The sequence below is a fragment of the Amycolatopsis thermophila genome, assembly GCF_030814215.1.
GTDB lineage: Bacteria > Actinomycetota > Actinomycetes > Mycobacteriales > Pseudonocardiaceae > Amycolatopsis_E > Amycolatopsis_E thermophila.
In genome coordinates this window covers 4,607,510-4,621,289 of sequence record NZ_JAUSUT010000001.1, presented here as the reverse complement: position 1 = coordinate 4,621,289, position 13,780 = coordinate 4,607,510, and the positions used below count along the sequence as shown (strand labels likewise).

Here is a 13,780-nt window from a genome sequence, read left to right as displayed (position 1 = left end):
GCCCCTCCGGTGCAGCGACCCCGAGCCCGGCCGGCCACTGACCCTCTACCTGGTCAAACGGCTGGAGCTGGTGATCCGCGCGCTCCTGGATCGTGCTCGCGCCGGAGAAGCGCGGGCTGATCGAGCGGCGGCCGCGGGCGGGCAACAAGCGGGTGCTGCCGGCGACGCTGACCGAGGCCGGCGAGGAAGTGCGCGCCCGCCGTGCGGGAGCTGGAGGACGAACTGCTCGCCGGCCTCGAACCGGCGCGGTGGGACACCTTCCGGGAGGGCCTGGAGCGCGGCACCACCACGCTCGCGGCCCTCTCCGGCCGGCGCCGCTGACCGCTCACCCGTCCCGGCCGCGCAGGGCCGCCTTGCGGATCTTCCCCGACCCGGTGGTGGGCAGGTCGTCGGTGAACACCACCGACCTGGGCACCTTGTAGGACGCCAGCCGGGTCCGCAGGTGGCCGAGGAGCTCGTCCTCGGTGACGCGGGCACCCGGCTCGGGCACCACGATCGCGCGGCCCACCTCGCCCCACCGCGCTTGCGGCACACCGATCACGGCGCACGCCCGCACCCCGGGGAACCCGTACAGCTCGTTCTCCACCTCGGCCGGGTAGACGTTCTCGCCGCCGGAGATGATCACGTCCTTGATCCGGTCGACGACGTGGAAGTACCCGTCGTCGTCCACAGTGGCCACGTCACCGGAGTGGAACCAGCCGTCCCGCAGCACGTCCGCCGTCGCGTCCGGGCGGCCCCAGTAGCCCTTCATCACGTTCGGGCCGCTGACGACGATCTCGCCCTTCTCGCCCGCCGGCACCGGTTCGCCGCCGGGACCGACCACCCGCACGTCCGTGAAGAACGACGGCACCCCGGCCGAGCCGATCTTGTCCGCGGCGTGCGCGCGGTCCAGGACCAGCGCGCCCGGCGCGGTCTCGGTCATCCCGTAGCCCTGGACGAACACCAGGCCGCGGTCGAGGTACCGGCGGATCACCTCCGCCGGCACCGGCGCGCCGCCGCACAGCAGCGTGCGCACGCTCGAGGTGTCCACCGACTCCCACGACGGGTGCGCCGCCATCGCCTGGTACATCGCGGGCACGCCGAACATCAGCGTCACCCGCTCCGCCTCGATGGCCGACAGCACGGCGGCCGGGTCGAACTTCGAGTGCAGGACCACGGTGCCGCCCTTGAGCAGCGTGGGCAGGCAGATCATGCCGAGCGCGGCGGCGTGGAACAGCGGCGCGGCGACCAGGGCCCGCTCGTCGCCGGCCAGATCGGTCTCCACCAGGACGTTGACGCTGTTCCACGTCAGGTTGCCGTGGGTGAGCATCGCGGCCTTGGGGCGTCCCGTGCTGCCGGAGGTGTACATCAGCAGGCACACGTCGTCCGGGCCGGTGGGTAGGTCGAGCGGCTCTTCGTCCGTGCCCTCCAGCGCGCCCACCGGTGTCCGGGTGAGCCGGTCACCGGACAGCCGCGCGGCGGTGTCGCCGTACTCCGGGGTGTGGATCAGCACGGTGGCCCCGGAATCGGCCAGCGCGTAGTCGAGTTCCGGGACGGTCAGCCGGAAGTTCAAGCGGCACGAACACCGCCCCGGCCTGCCCGCACGCGAACAGCGTCTCCAGGTACGCCGGGTGGTTCGGCCCGAGGTAGGCGACCCGGTCGCCGGGGCGAACCCCGGCGGCGCGCAGCCCGTGCGCCAGCCGGGCCACCCGGCGGAACAGCTGCGCGTAGGTCAGCTCCGTCCCGCCGTGGCGGACCGCGATCGCGTGCGGGCTCATCCTGGCGCGGCGCACCGGCCACGAGCCCAGGCCCAGGTTGCGCACCGCCGCTACTTCTCCGGGTCGAAGGCGCTCAGGCCCGGCCGGTAGGCCTTCTGGTCGAGGAACTGGCCGAGCCCCTTGGCGCGGGCCCCCGCCTTGTCGGCGAACTGGGACTGGTCGAGTTTGGCGTAGAGGTAGTCCTCGGCCTGCTCCCACGGCATCTCCTGGGCGATCTTGTACCCGGTCTTGGCCGCGTGCAGGATCACCGGGTTCATCGACGCCAGTTTCAGCGCGACCTCGCGGGTGCGCTCGCGCAGGCGGGACGCCGGCAGCGCCTCGTTGACCAGCCGCATCTCCGCCGCGCGACGGCCGTCGAACGGCTCGCCGGTCATGATGTGGTACAGCGCGTCCCGCTGCGGCACGGTCGCCGCCAGTGCCCGGCTGACCACGCCGCCCGGCGGGATGCCCCAGTTGACCTCGGACAACCCGAAGGTCGCCGCCTCGTCGGCGAAGGCCAGGTCACAGGCCACCAGCGGGGTGAACGCGCCGCCGAAGCACCAGCCGTTGACCATCGCGACCGTCGGTTTGCTCCAGTTCGCCAGCCGCTTCCACTGCCACTCGGCGCTGGCGCGGCGGACCTTGATCTGCACCGCCGTGCTGCCGGTGGCGTCGACCTCGCGGAAGTACTCCTTGAGGTCCATGCCCGCGGAGAACGACTCGCCGGCGCCGGTGAGGACCAGCACGCGGCAGCGGTCGTCGGCCTCCAGGTGGTCCAGGACCCGCACCATCTCGTCGTTGAGGGCCGGGTTCATCGCGTTGCGCTTGTCCGGCCGGTTGAGCGTGACCCAGGCGATGCCCTCGTCGAACTCCACCGCCACCGTGTCGCCCCAGGGTTCCGTGCGGACCTGGCCGTTGCCTGTGCTCATCGTGCTCCTTATATCAGCATTACTGATATAGGGTTATCAGGCTCGGCCGGTGAGCGTCAAGCGGGAGAATCACCGGCATGAGGTGTCCCTGCGGGTCGGGTGAGACGTACGACAACTGCTGCGAGCCGCTGCACCGCGGATCGTCGGCCGCGCCGACGGCCGAGCGGCTGATGCGATCGCGGTTCAGCGCGTTCGCGGTCGGCGACTCGGCCTACCTGCTGCGCAGCTGGCACCCGGACACGCGCCCGCCCGCGCTCCAGCTCGACCCGCGGCAACGCTGGATCCGGCTTGAGGTGCTGGGCACGACGGGCGGGAGCCCGTTCCACACCACCGGCACCGTCGAGTTCCGGGCGCACTACCGCACGCCCGACGGCCCCGGGTCGGTGCACGAGAACAGCGAGTTCGCCCGCGTCGACGGGCAGTGGGTCTACACGCGGGCGCGGTGAGTAGAGGCCGCGGGGCACGGGTAGCCCGCGGGCATGACCGAGTTCGAACGCGAACGCGCGATGCCCGCCCCGGCCGAGCGGGTGTTCGCCGTGGCCTCCGACGTGCACCGCCTCGGTGAGTGGCTGCCCGGGGTGATCACGGTCCGCCCGGACGAGCCGGAGGGCCTCGACGTCGACGTGCACGACCCCGCCGGCGAGTACGAGGCGCCGGGCGTCCTGGGCGCGAGCCGGGAGCAGATGCGGCTCGAGTGGGGCCGCCGCGGCAGCCCCGACTACAGCGGCTGGCTGCAGGTGTCCTCGGCCGAGGGCGGCTCCAGCTACGCCACCCTGCACCTGTCCTTCCACGGCGACCAGCCGGCCGCCCACGGCGGCGGGGCGGCCCAGGACGTGGAAAACCGGCTCGACGAGTCGCTCACCCGCCTGGCCGAACTGGTGTCCACGGGCTGACCCGCGACCGGGTGGTACTTTTCGCGCGATCACCCGGAAGAGGTTCGATGACATCCAGATCCTGGTCGCGGCCCGCGCTCGCGGTGCTCACCCTCGCGACCGGCGCGGCCGCGGTCGTGGCGGTTTCGCTCACGTCCACGGCCACCGCACCACCCGCTCCCGCTCCTGCTCCCGCCCCAGTGGTCCCGGCGGAGGCGCTGACCTCGGCCACCGCTCCCGCCGCGCCCGTCACGGAGACCACCACGGCCACCCCGCCGGGAACGCTCGCCCGCACCACCCCGAGCCGCGCCGTTGCCCGCACGACCAGGCCGAGCAACGACGGCGACAGCGACGAGGTGGCCCGGCAGCGTGCGCTGGAGCCGCACCCCCGGCCGCCGCTCGGCAGCCCGTCCACCCTGTCCACGCAGTGGACCGGCCCGGTGATCACAGTCGGCCCGGCCTCGACACCCCGCACGACCCGGACGTCGTAGGCCGCCGCTCACCAGACCGGTTCCCCGGCGCCAGCGCAGGCAGCCCCTAGTCGGCACGGACAGCACGTTCAGGAACAGCAGGCAGAGACCTCGCACGACCAGACCGACCGCCTGTGCGGCCACCGTCTCGCCCGGTTCCGGTAGCCTCGCCGCTGATGGGGGAATCCGGGTCGCGCTCGCGGCCGTGCTGCTGTGTCTCGCCGGGTGTTCAGCGCCCGGGCCGGTGCCCGTACCGCCTCCGGAGCCGCTTACCGTGGCACCGGAACCCGTACCGTCGGCGAGCGACTGCGCTGCCGGCGTGCGGTACGAGGCCGGGATCGTCGACGCCGCGCTGGGGCACCGCGGGTTCGTGCTCACGGTGGTCAACTGCGGCGACCGCCCGCGGCGGGTCGCCGGCTACCCGGACGTCCACGTCCTCGACGGCCGCAACCAGGTGACGGACGTGCGCGTCGAGAACGGCACGTCCTACATGGGCATCGACCCCGGGCCGAAGACCTTCGACCTGCGACCGGGCCGGTCCCTGGTCGCCGTGGTGGCGTCGTCGGCAACCGTGACGTCCGGCGACCTCACCACCGGCTCCGCCATCAGCGTCGCCTCGGCGCCCGGCGAGACCCCGCGTGCGCTGCCGGTGGAGACAGACCTCGGCACCACCGGCACGATCACGGTGACCGCCTGGGACACCGAACTGGCGCGCTAGGCCCGCACCTCGCCCGAGGCGACCGTCCACTCCCGCGCCTGCTCGCTGATCGTCACGCCCAGTCCCGGCCGCGCGGACAGGTGCATGCGCCCGCCGGAGATCTCCAGGTACTCGTCGAACAGCGGGGCCGGCCATTCGAATTCGAAGTGCTCGACCCACGGCTCGCCCGGGTAAGCCGCGAGCGGGTACACAAGCGGGGGCCGGGTAGGCGCAGCGGCGCAGCCACATCCGGCGGCCCAGCCGCCCTCCGGCGGGCGGCCACCCCAGCCCAGCCGCCCTCCGGCGGGGTGGCCACGCCAGTGAGGTGGCCACGCACGTGCGGGGCAGGCACAGCAATGCGAAGCGACCGACTCCGGCGACCGCCCGCCTCGACCGTCCCGTGTCGCCTCAAGGGCTGACGCAGCCGCCCCCGGCGGCGGCCCGGGCGGGGTGCGGTCAGAAGCCCTCGACGAACCAGCGCGGCGGGGTACAGCAGCCCGCCTTCGCCCTCCCGGCGCGCTTGTCACGACAAGCTGGTCCAGGTCCGCACCGCCGAAGGTGCAGCTCGTCGGGCACGCCGCCGCGACGTCCACAGTGGTCAGACCCTCACCGAACAGCCGGTCGAGCCGTCATAACTGGCCGCCCACACGCAGCCGCCACGTCAACGGTCAGTCCCTCCGGCAACCCCACGTGCCGCGGCACCCGCGGGTGCGCCACCTCCCCCGTCGCCGGGCGGTAACGCCACGCCGTGATGTCCCCGGTGGAGGTGCCGACGTGGCGGAGCACCCGCCCGTCCGGCGGACGGTCCAGGCCGTTCGACGCCGCGCCCCGGCATGCAGAACACGCCCCGGCACCCTGCCCGTCGTGTGGGCGAGCCCGCGAAGCACCGGCCGGGCGGGTCGATCGCGCCGTCGCGCATGCGGGCGGCAGCTCGATGATCGGCGTGGTCCGGCCTGAGCGTGGACCGAGCCGGGCCAGTCCGTGCTCGGTGACCGCCGGCATCTCATCGCCGGCCAGGAGCTCGACGGCGCTCCCCCGCGCGTCCAGCTCCACCCGGCCCGGACGGGGTCACACCGTGCAGCCGCTGACCGGGGATGTCCACCCGGTGCAGGCGTACATCTCGCCGGGTGAAAAGCGCCGGACCCGTCTTCAGAGGATGACCGGGGGCGTCACGGTGTGCTCATCCGCCGTGGTGCACCGCCTCCACGTTGTGCCCGTCGGGGTCGCGGAGGAACCCGCGTAGTAGCCCGGGTGGTACTCGGGCCACTCGCGCGGCGCGTGCAGCACCTCGACCCCCGCGGCGACGGCGGCCTCGTGCACGGCATCCACCGCGTCCCGGCTCGGCGCGCGGAAGGCGACGTGCAGCTCTCGCGTCTCCACTCCGCGCGCCGGGCTGAGCCAGAAGTCGGGGCCGCCGTCGGGGCCGGACAAGCCCACGACGGAACTGTCGCCGACCGGGATGCGCATCGCCTCCGCCATCCCGATCGGCCCGAACAGGCGCAGGTAGAGGGCGGCCGACGCCTCGACGTCGGCGACTTGAACTCCCAGGTGATCCAGCATGCGCGGAGACTAACCGGGACCACCGACAGTTTCCGGCGGCCGACCTCGAAACCCGTGTCCTGAGCGCACAATGGTGGGGACCGACGAGAGGGGACCCAGATGTCCGAGACGACCCCGCCCGAGGGCGACTACACCGACTCGGGTGTGCCGAACTTCGACTTCGTGCGCGACCGCATCGAAAACCGCTACGCGACGTCGCTCGGTTCGACCGAGCTGGCGAGCGAGACGCCGGAGGCCGCCTCGTTCGAGGAGAAGCTGGCGGACCGCGACCGCGCCGCGAAGGACAAACTGGAGGAGATCCGCCGCCAGATGCGCGGCGAGTGACTCAGGGCTTCTCCCAGACCGAGACGTGCTTCTCGCTCTCGCCGGTGAAAGGCTCCCGGGTCCAGCTCGACCAGCGCTCGCGCAGGCGAAGCCCGGCGAGCGCGCTCGGCGGGCCGGTCGACCACGTCGACGTAATTGGAACTCATCGCCTGGGTGGCGCGGCATCGTAGACGTCATAAGCCCACCCGGAACGGCACGACGTCCTGGCCGCGCGGGAGCTGCCGCAGCGCGGGGACCCCGACCAGGTAGGCGACGGAGAAATATGGGGGTGGCGTCGCCGCCCGGTTTGGCGCGCAGGCGGGCGACCATCGCACGGGAGAGGTCGATTCCGTGCACCTCGCCGGGTGAGGGGTAGCGCGATCCGCCAGGTGCCGGTGCCCAGTTCGAGTGCGCGCCCAACGTCGGCGAAGCCGGTCAGGAACTCGACCGCCGCGCCCGCCACAGGCTCACTCATTTTCCGCGCAGGAACTCGTCGACGGCGCGGGCCGTCGCCTCCGCTGGGATGCCGTGTCCGGCGCCGCCGGGGATCTCGGCGTACCGGGCGCGGGGCAGGTGGTCCGGCAGGGCCGATGCGGCGCTCCGCAGGCCGGGCCAGGTTTCCGCGCCCGCCAGGACGAGCGTGTCCACCTCGAGGGCGCGCATGGCCTCCGTGGGCAGGTTGGGTGCCGCGGTGAGGGCGGCGTCGTAGACCACCGTCTGCGCGACCGCCTCCAGCTGGGGCCACATCGGGGAGCGGCGGATGTCGTCGACCGCGGCGGGCGGCAGTCCGATGCCCTCGATCTGCATCGTCGCGACGGCATCACCACGCCGCCCGGCGGCGACCAGCTCCGCGAGCTTCCCGGTCAGATCCCGGGCCGATCCCGCGAGCCCGCCGAGCGCGAACGGCGGCTCGTACAGCGCGAGCGCGCCGATCGCCGAACCGGCCACCGCGGCGTGCAGCGCCAGGATGCCGCCCGAGGAGAACCCGAACACCGCCGCCGACCCGCCCTCGGCCGCGATCACCGCGTCCAGGTCCTCGACCTCGCGCCGGATTTCGTACCGCGCGACCTCCCGCGGCGCGATGACGTCCCCGCTGTCCCCCCGCCCGCGCCGGTCGACGCAGACGACCGTGTAGGAGTCCCGCAACGCGTCCGCGACCGGTGCGCACGCCGTCCGGTCGTTGAACGCGCCGCCGAGGAACACGATCACCGGCCCGCTGCCCTGCCGCGAGTAGGCGATGGTGGTCCCGTCCGCCGATGTGACTGTCCGCATGTCTGCCTCCCTGCGAGAAGACGCCGTCCCCCGTCCGACGAACGGGACGCACCGGAGGAGGACACCGGACATGGTGACCGGCCGTCGGCGATCGTCGAGCGGCTAGTTCTCGCGCACCGTCATCGTCACGCCGTCGGCCAGGCGGTAGGGCCTCGTGTCGACCAGGGCGCCCAGCAGGCGCCGCAGGCGGGACACCTCGGCCCGTACCGTCACCAGGTGCTCGGCGTCGCCGTACAGGGCGCGGCTCAGGCGCTCCGCCGAGAGGCCGGCGGGGCCCGCCCGGTGCAGCAGCACGAGGATCTCGGCGTGCCGGCGCGTCAGCGGCCGCCGCCAGCCGGTGTCGCCGCCCTGCAGCGTCAGCAGCGGGGTCCCGGACAGGTCGAGGTCCAGCGTGACGCGGCGGCCGGGCCCGGCCGGGCGGATCAGCCAGCCCTCGCCCAGCCGCTCGGGCAGGCACGCGCCCAGCCCGGGCACCGCGATCGGCTCGCCGCCGGCGGGAACCGCGATCCGGTCGCCCACCGAGACGCCCGCGCTGGCGGCCACCCAGCCGTGGTCGTCGACCACGATGGCGGGACCGGCGGCGAGCAGCGGTTCACCCACCTGGCGCAACCGGTCCAGGCGGTGCTGGTGCCAGCGCCAGATCTGCGCCTCGGCGAACCTGCGCCCGGTCTCGACGAGCGCCCCGATCGCCGGGTGCAGCGTCAGGGCGGGACCGCTCACGTCGATCACGCCGAGCAGCTCGCCGGTGCGCGGGTCGTGCACCGGCGACGCCGTGCAGTACCAGGGGTGCTGGTCCTGCTCGAAGTGCTCGCCGGCGAGCAGTTCGACGGGGGCGGCCTCGGCGATCGCGGTGCCGATCGCGTTCGTGCCGACCCGCTCTTCCGTCCACTCCGCGCCCTCGAAGAACCCGAGGTCGTCGGCGCGGCGGCGCACCGCCGGCGTGCCCTCGCGCCAGAGGATGACGCCGTCGGCGTCGGTGACCACCAGCAGCACGTGCGACATCCCGCCGAGCACCTGCCGGAGGTCGCCGACCGCGTCGCGCAGCGGCGAGGCCTCCCGGCGCCGCGCCAGCTCGTCCTCGCCGAGCCAGTCGCGCGCGTTGAGCCCGTCCGCCTTCAACCCCAGCCCGAGCACACGGGACCAGGACCGGGACACGACGTCCCGCGGCCGCAGCGGTGGCCGACCGCCCGCGATGACGGCGTCGTGCATGCGGACCAGGTCACGGGCGTAGGCGGGCAGGCTGCACCCAGGCGGGACTGCGCCGGGCACGCTCACACTCCACCTCCGCACCACTGCGTCGACGACCGAGCATAGGTGCCCGCCGCGGCCGTCGCCAAGACGTGCAATCCGCTGCAACCGTTGCCCGCCGCGTCCGGACGGGCTGTGATCGGTGTTACATCCCCAACGGCGAGGACGAGGAGTGGCGATGACACAGACCATCGACCGGGAGGCACCGTCGCGGTCCCCGCAGGCCCGCGTCGACGCCTGGCTGCGCGAGTTCGAGGCGGCGCTGGCGGCACGGGACGTCGCGGCGGCGGCCGGCATGTTCGCGGTCGACAGTTTCTGGCGCGACCTGGTGGCGTTCACCTGGAACATCAAGACCGTCGAGGGCCGCGAGGGCGTGGCCGACATGCTGTCCGCCTGCCTCGACGGCACCGACCCGTCCGGCTTCCGCACCACCGAACCGCCCACCGAGGCCGACGGTGTCACCGAGGCGTGGCTGGAGTTCGAGACCGCCACCGGGCGAGGCAAGGGCCACCTCCGGCTGACCGACGAGGGCGCCTGGACGCTGCTCACCAGCCTGCGCGAGCTGAAGGGGTTCGAGGAGCCGCAGCGCGAACGCCGTCCGAAGGGTGTCCGGCACGGCGCCCTCGAAGGACGCCTGTCGTGGGCCCAGGAGCGCGAACTGGAAGCCAAGGAACTCGGTTACGAGCGGCAGCCCTACGTCGTGGTCATCGGTGGCGGCCAGGGCGGCATCGCCCTCGGCGCGCGGCTGCGGCAGCTCGGCGTGCCGTCGCTGGTCCTGGACCGCCACGACCGGCCCGGCGACCAGTGGCGCAGCCGGTACACGAGCCTGTGCCTGCACGACCCGGTCTGGTACGACCACCTGCCCTACCTGCCCTTCCCGGACAACTGGCCGGTGTTCGCGCCGAAGGACAAGATCGCGGACTGGCTGGAGATGTACACCCGCGTGATGGAGGTGCCGTACTGGACGCGGTCGGAGGCGAAGTCGGCGTCCTACGACGAGGAGACCGGCGAGTGGACGGTCACCGTCGACCGGGACGGGGAAACCGTGGTCCTGAAACCGAAACAGCTCGTGTTCGCCACCGGCATGTCGGGGAAGCCGAACATCCCCTCGTTCCCCGGGATGGATGTTTTCGAGGGCGAACAGCACCACTCTTCGCAACACGCGGGTCCGGACGCCTACGCCGGCAAGAAGGTCGTGGTGATCGGGTCGAACAACTCCGCGCACGACATCTGCGGCGCGCTGTGGGAACACGACGCGGACGTGACGATGGTGCAGCGGTCCTCCACCCACGTGGTGAAGTCGGACTCGCTGATGGAGTTCGGGCTCGGCGACCTGTACTCCGAGCGCGCGGTGGCGGCCGGGATGACGACCGAGAAGGCCGACATGGTGTTCGCCTCGCTGCCGTACCGGATCATGCACCAGTTCCAGATCCCGGTGTACCAGAAGATCAAGGAGCGGGACGCGGACTTCTACGCGCGGCTGGAGAAGGCCGGCTTCCAGCACGACTGGGGCGACGACGAGTCCGGGCTGTTCATGAAGTACCTGCGCCGCGGCTCGGGCTACTACATCGACGTGGGCGCCTCGGAACTGGTCGCGGACGGCAAGATCAAGCTCGTGCAGGGCCAGGTCGACCACCTGACGCGTGACGCCGTGGTGCTCGCCGACGGCACCGAGCTCAAGGCCGATCTCGTGGTGTACGCGACGGGGTACGGGTCGATGAACGGCTGGGTCGCCGACATCGCCGGCCAGGAGATGGCCGACCGCGTCGGCAAGTGCTGGGGTCTGGGCTCGGCGACGACGAAGGACCCCGGGCCGTGGGAGGGCGAGCAGCGCAACATGTGGAAGCCCACCCAGCAACCCGGGTTGTGGTTCCACGGCGGGAACCTGCACCAGTCGCGGCACTACTCGCTGTACCTGGCGCTGCAGCTGAAGGCGCGCTACGAGGGCATCCCGACGGAGGTGTACGGACTGCAGGAGGTGCACCACCTCTCCTGATCCGGGCCGGATCCCGGCCGCGCGACGGGGCGGCCGGGATCCACTTCGGACTCACGCGAACGCGTTCACGCCCGTCAGGTCCGCCGACAGCGCCCAGAGGCGCTCGGCCTGCGCCGGGTCGGCCGCCCAGTCCCGGACGCCGAGGCGCACCGGCGGGCGGTTGCCCGGCCAGGCCAGGTCCTCGTCCGGGGCCGGTTCGGCGATGTCGCAGTCCTCGCAGTACACCCCGCCCATCCCGGCGAGCTGCGGGCAGGTCGCGGCCCAGACCTGCGTCGCGGCGCCCTGTTCCGGGGTCTTGAACCAGTCCGCGACCGGCTCGCCGTTCTCGTCGACCCAGCCGTTCGCGATCTTCTCCTCGAGCGGCACGTGGCGCTGCAACGGCGTCAGGATGCTGCCCGGGTGCACCGAGAACGCCCGCACGCCCGACGGCTCGCCGAGCTTGTCGAGGTGCAGCGCGAACAACGCGTTCGCGGTCTTGGACTGGCCGTAGGCCGCCCACTTGTCGTAGCCGCGCTCGAAGGCGAGGTCGTCCCAGCGGATGCCGGAGAAGTGGTGCCCGCGCGAGGACACCGCCACGACCCGCGCGCCGGGCGCCATCGCCGGCCACAGCGCTTCACCAGGGCGAAGTGGCCGAGGTGGTTGGTCGCGAACTGCGCCTCCCACCCGGGTCCGACGCGGGTTTCCGGGCAGGCCATGATCGCCGCGCTGCCGATGAAGATGTCGATGCGACGGCCCGAGCCGAGGAACCGCTCGGCGAAGCCGCGCACGCTGTCCAGGTCGCCGAGGTCCAGTTCGCCGACCTCGGCGAGGCGGGCGAGCGCCTGCTGGGCGACGTCCGGCCGTCGTGCCGGGACGACGACGTGCGCACCCGCGGCGGCCAGTGCGCGGGTGGTCTGCAGGCCGAGGCCCGAGTAGCCGCCGGTGACGATCGCGAGCTTGCCGGACAGGTCGATGCCCCGCAGGACCTCGGCCACGGTGGTGGTCGCGCCGAATCCGGAGCCGATTTTGTGCTGTTCGGTGGTCATGGCGGCGACGCTAGGTGCTGGAGCGAACTCCAGGTCAACTGGCATTTCCTGATGTCGCTGGACGGTTTCGCCGCGGGCCCGGGTCATGACGGGGATGACGGTCCGGCCGGGCCCGCACGACGAACGTGGTCAGGCTTTGGACACCCACGCCGGGGCGCGGTCCTGATCCGCGACAGGACCGCCGGGCAGCCGGGTCCACTGTGGAGGCGAGGTCAGCCGTCGAGGGTTGTCACCACCCGGGCGGGTTGCCGGCGGCCACCACTGATGCGAGGGACACTCCCTAGTCCTCGACCCACTCCAGCAGGTCCCCGGGCTGACAGCCGAGCACTCGGCACATCGCTTCGAGCGTGCTGAACCGCACGGCCTTCGCGCGCCCGTTCTTCAGCACCGCGACGTTGGCGGGTGTCAGGCCGACCTTCTCGGCGAACTCGCCGACGCTCATCTTGCGCTTGGCGAGCTCGACGTCGAGGCGCACGACGATCGCCATCAGATCACCGCGTCCATGTCGGTCCGCAGCGTCGTGGCCTGCCGCAGCAGCGCCCGCATCACCAGCATCAGCAGCCCCAGCACGGTGACCCCGATCAGCAGCAGGAACAACACCAGCGGCAGCCCGGGGTCGTGCGCGCTGAACCCGACGAACAGGAACACGCCGGCCAGCGCCAGCCACGCGGCGGCGATCGCCCCCACGATCACGTCCACCCACACCAGCGATGCCTCGCTGAAGATGCGATCCCTCTTGACGAGCGTCAGCAGCCGCCAGATCGCGACGATCACCACCTGCACGCACAGCAGCCAGAACACCGTGACCGCCGTCGCCGGCCACCGCAGGTGCGCCAGGTCCGGGTTTTCGCGTGCCATGTGGGCGAACTGCCCGGGCAGCGACAGGACCTGGAACACCACGAGCACCCCGAAGAGCAGGACGAGGAAGAGCCGCAGCGGGAGCACCACGCGATGACCGGTCACCATGCATCGAGTATCAGCAGCAATCTATCGAAAGTCAATCGATAGCTCTCGAGACTCCGGGGGCAGCAGCGCCGGGAACCAGATGTCGGCCAGCACCTCCGCGGCCGCGTCCGCGGAGGAGTCGATCGTGCCCTGCACCGCCCACCGGGTGAAGAACCGCTCGAGCTGACTGACCAGCAGCTCGATCCGCAGGTGCGCCTCGTCCCGGCGCCGCGCGCCCCACCGGGCCAGGTAGCGGGGCATCGCCGCGGGCAGCTCGTCGACCGCCCGTTTCGCGATCGCCTTGAACTCCGGTTCGAGGGCGACCGCCTCGTCCCACGCCGGCAGGATCGCCTGGTTCTCCTCGAACCAGGCCACCGCGCGCCGCATCCAGCCGGCGAACTCGGCACGCGAACCGGTCTCCAGCACCGCGTCGAGGTCCGCGTACACCGTCACCGCCCGCCGCGCCATCGTCTCCGCGCCGATCTTCTGCAGGATTTCCGGCTTGCCGGAGAAGTGCAGGTAGAACGTGGCGCGGCTGCACCCGACCGCGGACACGATGTCGTCGATCGTGACGGCCGCGTACCCGCGCTCCACGAAGAGGTTCTTGGCGCAGTCCAGCAGGCTGCGGCGGGTCTGCTGCTTCTGCAGCTCGCGCAGGGTCATGACGCTCAGACTACTCACTGGACACTGCGTCAGTGAACGTGCGACAGTGAGCGGCACCCGATCG

At 72.4% G+C, this 13,780-nt stretch carries 16 protein-coding genes and 1 pseudogene; 6 read left to right on the top strand and 11 right to left on the bottom strand.

What is annotated here, in order from left to right:
- Positions 1-325: 325 nt before the first annotated feature.
- From FB470_RS22630 to FB470_RS22620, 3 genes are read right to left on the bottom strand one after another with little or no spacing between them, the layout of a single operon-like run.
- A complete protein-coding gene (locus FB470_RS22630; RefSeq protein ID WP_306994572.1) occupies positions 326-1,552 on the bottom strand; it encodes an acyl-CoA synthetase in 1,227 nt (408 codons plus the stop codon).
- Complete coding sequence (locus FB470_RS22625) at positions 1,440-1,757, bottom strand: AMP-binding protein (RefSeq protein ID WP_306999431.1); 318 nt, start codon at positions 1,755-1,757, stop codon at positions 1,440-1,442. Before FB470_RS22625 ends, FB470_RS22630 begins: the two co-directional genes overlap by 113 nt.
- A gap of 50 nt (positions 1,758-1,807) precedes the next feature.
- A complete protein-coding gene (locus FB470_RS22620; protein WP_306994570.1) occupies positions 1,808-2,665 on the bottom strand; it encodes a p-hydroxycinnamoyl CoA hydratase/lyase in 858 nt (285 codons plus the stop codon).
- Positions 2,666-2,742: 77 nt separating this feature from the next.
- Between FB470_RS22620 and FB470_RS22615 the strand changes: the two genes are divergently transcribed.
- From FB470_RS22615 to FB470_RS22600, 4 genes are all read left to right on the top strand, one after another.
- Positions 2,743-3,111: a YchJ family protein gene (locus tag FB470_RS22615; RefSeq protein ID WP_306994568.1), complete on the top strand. Its 369-nt coding sequence runs from the start codon at positions 2,743-2,745 to the stop codon at positions 3,109-3,111.
- 33 nt (positions 3,112-3,144) lie between these two features.
- Positions 3,145-3,558, top strand: a complete 414-nt coding sequence (locus FB470_RS22610) for an SRPBCC family protein (protein ID WP_306994566.1) — start codon at positions 3,145-3,147, stop codon at positions 3,556-3,558.
- A 47-nt stretch (positions 3,559-3,605) separates the two neighbouring features.
- Positions 3,606-4,028 (top strand): hypothetical protein, encoded by a 423-nt coding sequence (locus FB470_RS22605; protein WP_306994564.1) that lies wholly within the window; start codon positions 3,606-3,608, stop codon positions 4,026-4,028.
- Positions 4,029-4,326: 298 nt separating this feature from the next.
- Positions 4,327-4,725, top strand: coding sequence for a DUF4232 domain-containing protein (locus tag FB470_RS22600; RefSeq protein WP_306994562.1), 399 nt, complete (start codon positions 4,327-4,329; stop codon positions 4,723-4,725).
- On the opposite strand, the gene FB470_RS22595 is transcribed toward FB470_RS22600, so the two are convergent.
- Both FB470_RS22595 and FB470_RS22590 read right to left on the bottom strand, forming a co-directional pair.
- Positions 4,722-4,916 (bottom strand): enolase C-terminal domain-like protein, encoded by a 195-nt coding sequence (locus FB470_RS22595; protein ID WP_306994560.1) that lies wholly within the window; start codon positions 4,914-4,916, stop codon positions 4,722-4,724. The genes FB470_RS22600 and FB470_RS22595 overlap by 4 nt on opposite strands.
- Before the next feature lie 937 nt (positions 4,917-5,853).
- Positions 5,854-6,264: a VOC family protein gene (locus tag FB470_RS22590; protein WP_306994558.1), complete on the bottom strand. Its 411-nt coding sequence runs from the start codon at positions 6,262-6,264 to the stop codon at positions 5,854-5,856.
- A gap of 99 nt (positions 6,265-6,363) precedes the next feature.
- Between FB470_RS22590 and FB470_RS22585 the strand changes: the two genes are divergently transcribed.
- Complete coding sequence (locus FB470_RS22585; RefSeq protein WP_306994556.1) at positions 6,364-6,588, top strand: hypothetical protein; 225 nt, start codon at positions 6,364-6,366, stop codon at positions 6,586-6,588.
- A gap of 450 nt (positions 6,589-7,038) precedes the next feature.
- On the opposite strand, the gene FB470_RS22580 is transcribed toward FB470_RS22585, so the two are convergent.
- Both FB470_RS22580 and FB470_RS22575 read right to left on the bottom strand, forming a co-directional pair.
- Positions 7,039-7,839: an alpha/beta fold hydrolase gene (locus tag FB470_RS22580; RefSeq protein WP_306994555.1), complete on the bottom strand. Its 801-nt coding sequence runs from the start codon at positions 7,837-7,839 to the stop codon at positions 7,039-7,041.
- Between the two features lie 102 nt (positions 7,840-7,941).
- Positions 7,942-9,114: a helix-turn-helix domain-containing protein gene (locus tag FB470_RS22575; RefSeq protein WP_306994553.1), complete on the bottom strand. Its 1,173-nt coding sequence runs from the start codon at positions 9,112-9,114 to the stop codon at positions 7,942-7,944.
- Positions 9,115-9,265: 151 nt separating this feature from the next.
- Between FB470_RS22575 and FB470_RS22570 the strand changes: the two genes are divergently transcribed.
- A complete protein-coding gene (locus tag FB470_RS22570; protein WP_306994551.1) occupies positions 9,266-11,083 on the top strand; it encodes a flavin-containing monooxygenase in 1,818 nt (605 codons plus the stop codon).
- 51 nt (positions 11,084-11,134) lie between these two features.
- On the opposite strand, the pseudogene FB470_RS22565 reads toward FB470_RS22570, so the two are convergent.
- From FB470_RS22565 to FB470_RS22550, 4 genes and pseudogenes are all read right to left on the bottom strand, one after another.
- Positions 11,135-12,108 (bottom strand): annotated as a pseudogene (locus FB470_RS22565) (SDR family NAD(P)-dependent oxidoreductase).
- Between the two features lie 280 nt (positions 12,109-12,388).
- The gene (locus FB470_RS22560) at positions 12,389-12,595 is read right to left on the bottom strand and encodes a helix-turn-helix domain-containing protein (RefSeq protein ID WP_306994549.1); all 207 of its coding nucleotides are present in this window, start codon (positions 12,593-12,595) and stop codon (positions 12,389-12,391) included.
- Entirely contained in the window at positions 12,595-13,074 is a 480-nt protein-coding gene (locus FB470_RS22555; RefSeq protein ID WP_306994547.1) for a DUF2975 domain-containing protein, read from the bottom strand. Before FB470_RS22555 ends, FB470_RS22560 begins: the two co-directional genes overlap by 1 nt.
- Before the next feature lie 21 nt (positions 13,075-13,095).
- Entirely contained in the window at positions 13,096-13,716 is a 621-nt protein-coding gene (locus FB470_RS22550) for a TetR/AcrR family transcriptional regulator (protein ID WP_306994544.1), read from the bottom strand.
- Positions 13,717-13,780: the final 64 nt, after the last annotated feature.